Consider the following 5297-nt stretch of genomic DNA (forward strand, 5'->3'; position numbering starts at 1 on the left):
CTTCACGTGTCCGCGAAACGTTAGCGGTAATTTTTGAACATCTGCATAAATAGATAATTATGACCAAAAAAGAGTTATTTGAAATTATACAGAACGGATTTTCTGAATGGAATCAATTTAGAGAACAATCAGATGTTAATTTGGATTTATCCGAATTAGATTTATCAAAGAAAGATTTACGCTATTATAATTTTTCAAAATGTAATTTAAATAAAGTTAATTTTAGAAAAAGTCATTTGGGAAATACAAACTTTACTTATTCTAGTCTACGACATACAATATTTAAAAACTCATATCTGAGAAATGGAAATTTTAATAATTCAGACTTAAGGTATTCCGATTTTAGAGCTACTATTATAATTGATTGTAACTTTGACAATTGCTTGTTTAATTTTTCAGACTTTAGCGGAACTAAAATCAAAAAATCTTCATTTATAAGTGCCAATATTCGAGAAAGCTATTTTTGTAACGCAAAACTTGACGATGTTAAATTAATTAAAGCTCATTTTGAAAGAAGTTTGTTTAGAGATGCTATTGTGAGCAATTCTGAATTGAGCCTTGTAAAATTAAACGACTCTAAAATTTTATCTTCTAAAATCTTAAAATGTAATTTTGCGACTGGAATGCTTTATAACTCGATTATTGATGAATGTACAATCGAGGAAAGTGATTTTTCAAATGTTTTATTTACTTCAGGAAAGATTACAAATTCCGAGATAAAAAGCACAAATTTAAGAAAAGTAAATTTTAGTGGTACACAACTCATATCAGATAATTTTACAAACTGTGACTTATCAATGTCAAAAATATTTGGTGTTTCAGCCTGGAAACTCAATTTGGTAAATACAAATCAAGAAGATCTTCAAATATCTGATAATGGTGAACCAAAAATTACAATTGATAATATTGAAGTAGCTCAATTTATTTACTTATTAATAAATAATGAAAAACTCAGAACTGTAATTAATACAATTACTTCAAAAGTTGTTCTTATTTTGGGCAGGTTTACACCCGAAAGAATGAAAATTTTAAATTTGTTGCGAGAAGAATTAAGGCATAAAAATTATTTGCCAATATTATTTGACTTTGAAAATTCAGCTAACAGAGATATTACTGAAACTGTTACAACTTTAGCAACATTATCGAAATTTATAATTGCCGATATTAGTGATCCAAAAAGTATTCCTCAAGAATTAGCGCAGATTATTCCTCATATGCCTTCGCTACCAGTACAACCAATAATTTTATCTGGTCAAAAGCCATATGGAATGTTTGAACATTTCACTAGATATTCGTGGGTTTTAGATACGATCGAATATGATGACGATGAGCACATAAAATCAGCTATTTTGGATGAAATAATTAATGCTTGTGAAAATAAAATATTAGAAATCCGATAATAAAACTACCGCTAACGGCGCATAAGCGAACATTGCTGGTTTTGAGTTGCTTCAACTCTAATTTCACGAATAAACTTTATATTAGCGGAAAATACTCGGTTCCGCTTTGGTCGCAACGTCGCCTATGCGCGGGACGTTACCTGAAATTGCTCCTCGCCCGCGCCAATTTTTCGTTTTGCTTGGAAATTTCATAAACGCATTTCTTCACTTTGTAGAAAAACACGAGCGCGATTTCTCAAATCTTAATGTTTGCCGAAACTGATTGTCGAATATTGAAATGGAAAATAATTGTCGAAATTCTTGTGTCCAAGCTTTCGCAATCTTTGCCCGTTGTGTGTTCCAGGAAAATGCTGTGCATTTTTGAACTTTGGCGATTCGGTTTGTAGATTTTCTAATGTCAGCTCTTTCGTGCTCATCTTTCGTGTCGCAAAATTCAGGTAACAGCGGTCACGAGAAATTGTTGGTTTTCTCTTGCTTCAGCTTTGTTTTCACGAATAAATTCTATCTTAGCGGAAAGTACTCACTTCGCTGGCTTCACAACTTCACGTGTCCGCGAAACGTTATGCGAGACCAGCTAGCGTAACGAAAACTTAGTGATTTTCTCCTTTGTCGAAAATTCAAATTATTTCTTTTTGGTATCTAACTTTTATAGGAATGGAAAATTATTGTCGCAAAGCTGAACGCAATTGGAATGTTTCCTGGCCTCGCATAACAGCGGTCACGAGAAATTGTTGGTTTTTTCTTGCTTGAACTCCATTTCACGAATAAATTCTATCTTAGCGGAAAGTACTCACTTCGCTGGCTTCACAACTTCACGTGTCCGCGAAACGTTGTAAGAAATGCTAAAAAAAATAACTATGCTTACATTAAAAGAATTATATAATATTTCTAAGAATGAGTTATCAGATATACTGCCAAAAGGCGATAATGATTTTAGATTAGAACAAGCTGAATATTTGCACAACGATCAAGTATGGGAAGTTGTAGTTTCATACCTAACAGAAAATAAAAATAAAAAAACATCGGTGATTACACCTTTCGCTGAGAATTATCAATTTGAAAGAGTTTATAAAAAATTATTAATCGACACTACAAAGCGAGTTACCGGCTTTTATATTTACTTTCCCAAATGATTCTAATTGATAGCAATTCATTAATTATTCTGCTGCTTGGTCTTATTGACGAAAATCTAATCGGTCAGCATAAAAGAGCATCTATATATACTAAAGAAGATTTTAAAAATTTAGTGATTGCGATCCAAGATTTTAAAAAGTTAATCGTTCTACCTCAAGTTTGGGCGGAAGCAGATAACTTATTAAACAATTTTTCTGGCAATCATAAATATCAATACATTAGTAATTTAAAGCATATTATAGAACAATCTACCGAAAAATATTTGGAAATAAAGTCTTTATTAAAAAATGAAAACCTTTTGGCAGTTGGTATAACTGATTCTTTAATAATTGAAATTGCGAAAGATTGTGAATACGTAATTACTTCGGATTCTAAACTATCGGATTTGATTATCGCAAATGGAATTTCTGTTTACGACATGGTACAAGTAAGGAATCAGAGCTTTCAATAAGCACTTCTTACAACAGCGGTCACGAGAAATTGCTGGTTTTGAGTAGCTTCAGCTCTGTTTTCACGAATAAATTCTATCTTAGCGGAAAGTACTCACTTCGCTGGCTTCACAACTTCACGTGTCCGCGAAACGTTACCTGAAATTGCTCCTCGCCCGCGCAAGTTTTCCGTTTAGCTTGACAATTTCATAAACGCATTTCTTCACTTTGTAGAAAAACACGAGTGCGATTTCTCAAATCTTAATATTTGTCGAAACTGATTGTCGAATATTGAAATGGAAAATAATTGTCGAAATTCTTGTGTCCAATCTTTCGCAATCTTTGCCCGTTGTGTGTTTCAGGAAAAATGCGTTGCATTTTTGAGCTTTGGCGATTCGGTTTGTAGATTTTCTTGATGTCAGTTCTTTCGTGCTCATCTTTCGTGTCGCAAAATTCAGGTAACAGCGGTCACGAGAAATTGTTGGTTTTCTCTTGCTTCAGCTTTCTTTTCACGAATAAATTCTATCTTAGCGGAAAGTACTCACTTCGCTGGCTTCACAACTTCACGTGTCCGCGAAACGTTACCGGCAAGGCGTTGAAAACTGTATCTAAATCATATGGATGATTTTCAAGAATTATTAAATCTAAATTTACCTTTTGTAAAAAGGCTTTTGATACAATACGGAGAATTTTACCCTTTAGCCGTTGCGATTAATAATGAAAATCAAATTGAGCAAATACTTCTAGAAGAAATAGGAGAATTAGATAAACCTGCGTCGCATGTTGTAATTGCCGAACTTAAAAAAGAGTTGCGATGGAGAAAATTAAATCTAAAAGCTTCGGCTATTTTTTATGACGTAAAGATTGACGGAAATGATGCAATTGCAGTGGCAGTTGAACACAAAACTGAAAATCAATTTTTCACTTTTTATTATCGATACGAATTAATTGAAAATGGAATTGAAATAATTGAATCTTGGAAGTCACAAAAACCAATAGAAATTTTTGATTAATTCGCCCAGCCGGTAACACTTACTATGCGATCATTGCTGGTTTTGAGTAGCTTCCACTCTATTTTCACGATTAAATTCTATCTTAGCGGAAAATACTCGTTCCGCTTTGAACGCAACGTCGCATAGTAAGGGAACGTTAACTGAAAGCCGTAAAAATTGCGCGTAAAAAGAATCATACAAATGTCTATTCAAAAATTAGCAGAGAAAGAACTTCAACTTAATTCAATCGTAATTTCATTGAAAGGAACGATTGAAGAAAAAGAAGCGCAGATCTTTGAACTGAAATTGCCAGAAGAATTTAAAAAATTGCATTTTGAATATGCAGAACTGAGCAATGAGAATGTCGAGGCAATAAAACGCGGACTTTTTTTGTATTGGTTTTCACTGTCTGAACCTATGTTTTTAACTGGAATATGTGAAATTGATCAAGTTGCGAACAGAAAGATCATCACAAATATTGAGAAAATAATTGACGCAGATAAAATTGATTATGAACTATCCTGGATGTTAAGCTACTACAAAGAATGGGATTGGATTTTTGATAACTATAAAAGTGACGAAAAATTCTATAACGCATTACTAAGCAGTAATGTTTCATTGCCAAAAATTAATAAGGGTCAAATGCTTGATCGTGGTTTAATGGGAAAATATTGGAATTCCTTAAATTAATTCGGCCTTCAGTTAACAGCGGTCACGAGAAATTGCTGGTTTTGAGTAGCTTCTACTCTATTTCCACGAATAAACTTTATCTTAGCGGAAAATACTCGTTTCGCTTGCTTCGCAACTTCGCGTGTCCGCGAAACGTTGTGAGAAATTGCCAGAGAACATCGAAATAAGAGAAAATTTGAAATATGTGTGAAACAGGAAAAAATCTTAAACTCTGTACTTGCCTAATAGATGGAAATATTAATACTATAATTCACCATAAAAACTCACGCAGGAATAAAAAAAATGCCAAGAGTGATTCTGGCAAAATTTACAAATGGTCGTTGCGAAAAATTGTTGGAAATTCTGATTTTTTAATGGATGGAATCTTAATTCCGCCTAATGATTCTTTTGAGGAAAACTTGACTGCAGAAAGTTTGCTTACGGAACTAAATACTAGAAACTGTTTTGACTTCGATTATTTCCCTAATGAAGAAGACAATCTTGTAATAAATGAAGATAACAAAAATCGTAGAGGATTTATTTCATTTGTATTCCGAAAAGGAAAATGGCAAATAGGAGATCATAGTAGTTTTTCTTTTAAGCTTGAAGAATTTAATTTTGGTAAAGTTAGTTTCGAATAGCAACTTCTCACAACAGCGCACAAGCGATCATTG

At 33.0% G+C, this 5297-nt stretch carries 6 protein-coding genes; all 6 read left to right on the top strand.

Annotated elements, in window-relative coordinates:
• Nucleotides 1–59 precede the first annotated feature (59 nt).
• The 6 genes from B2741_RS00530 to B2741_RS00555 all read left to right on the top strand — a co-directional run bounded on the left by B2741_RS00530 (nt 60) and on the right by B2741_RS00555 (nt 5264).
• The gene (locus tag B2741_RS00530) at nt 60–1400 is read left to right on the top strand and encodes a pentapeptide repeat-containing protein (protein ID WP_291134361.1); all 1341 of its coding nucleotides are present in this window, start codon (nt 60–62) and stop codon (nt 1398–1400) included.
• An 857-nt stretch (nt 1401–2257) separates the two neighbouring features.
• Nucleotides 2258–2533 carry a hypothetical protein gene (locus B2741_RS00535; RefSeq protein WP_291134365.1) on the top strand — a complete coding sequence of 92 codons (276 nt, stop codon included), beginning with the start codon at nt 2258–2260 and terminating at the stop codon, nt 2531–2533.
• Nucleotides 2530–2985 (top strand): hypothetical protein, encoded by a 456-nt coding sequence (locus B2741_RS00540; protein ID WP_291134368.1) that lies wholly within the window; start codon nt 2530–2532, stop codon nt 2983–2985. The genes B2741_RS00535 and B2741_RS00540 overlap by 4 nt, the downstream gene beginning before the upstream one ends.
• A gap of 594 nt (nt 2986–3579) precedes the next feature.
• Complete coding sequence (locus B2741_RS00545) at nt 3580–3975, top strand: hypothetical protein (protein WP_291134371.1); 396 nt, start codon at nt 3580–3582, stop codon at nt 3973–3975.
• Nucleotides 3976–4155: 180 nt separating this feature from the next.
• Nucleotides 4156–4644: a hypothetical protein gene (locus tag B2741_RS00550; protein ID WP_291134373.1), complete on the top strand. Its 489-nt coding sequence runs from the start codon at nt 4156–4158 to the stop codon at nt 4642–4644.
• Between the two features lie 320 nt (nt 4645–4964).
• Entirely contained in the window at nt 4965–5264 is a 300-nt protein-coding gene (locus tag B2741_RS00555; protein ID WP_291134374.1) for a hypothetical protein, read from the top strand.
• Nucleotides 5265–5297: the final 33 nt, after the last annotated feature.

Origin of the sequence: Flavobacterium sp. UBA7663 (assembly GCF_002483315.1) — a bacterium.
In the GTDB taxonomy this organism is placed as follows: domain Bacteria; phylum Bacteroidota; class Bacteroidia; order Flavobacteriales; family Flavobacteriaceae; genus Flavobacterium.

Coding starts and splice junctions, on each gene's coding strand:
- B2741_RS00540 (WP_291134368.1), top strand. CDS start 2,530: ATGATTCTAATTGATAGCAATTCATTAATTATTCTGCTGCTTGGTCTT.
- B2741_RS00545 (WP_291134371.1), top strand. CDS start 3,580: ATGGATGATTTTCAAGAATTATTAAATCTAAATTTACCTTTTGTAAAA.
- B2741_RS00530 (WP_291134361.1), top strand. CDS start 60: ATGACCAAAAAAGAGTTATTTGAAATTATACAGAACGGATTTTCTGAA.
- B2741_RS00550 (WP_291134373.1), top strand. CDS start 4,156: ATGTCTATTCAAAAATTAGCAGAGAAAGAACTTCAACTTAATTCAATC.
- B2741_RS00535 (WP_291134365.1), top strand. CDS start 2,258: ATGCTTACATTAAAAGAATTATATAATATTTCTAAGAATGAGTTATCA.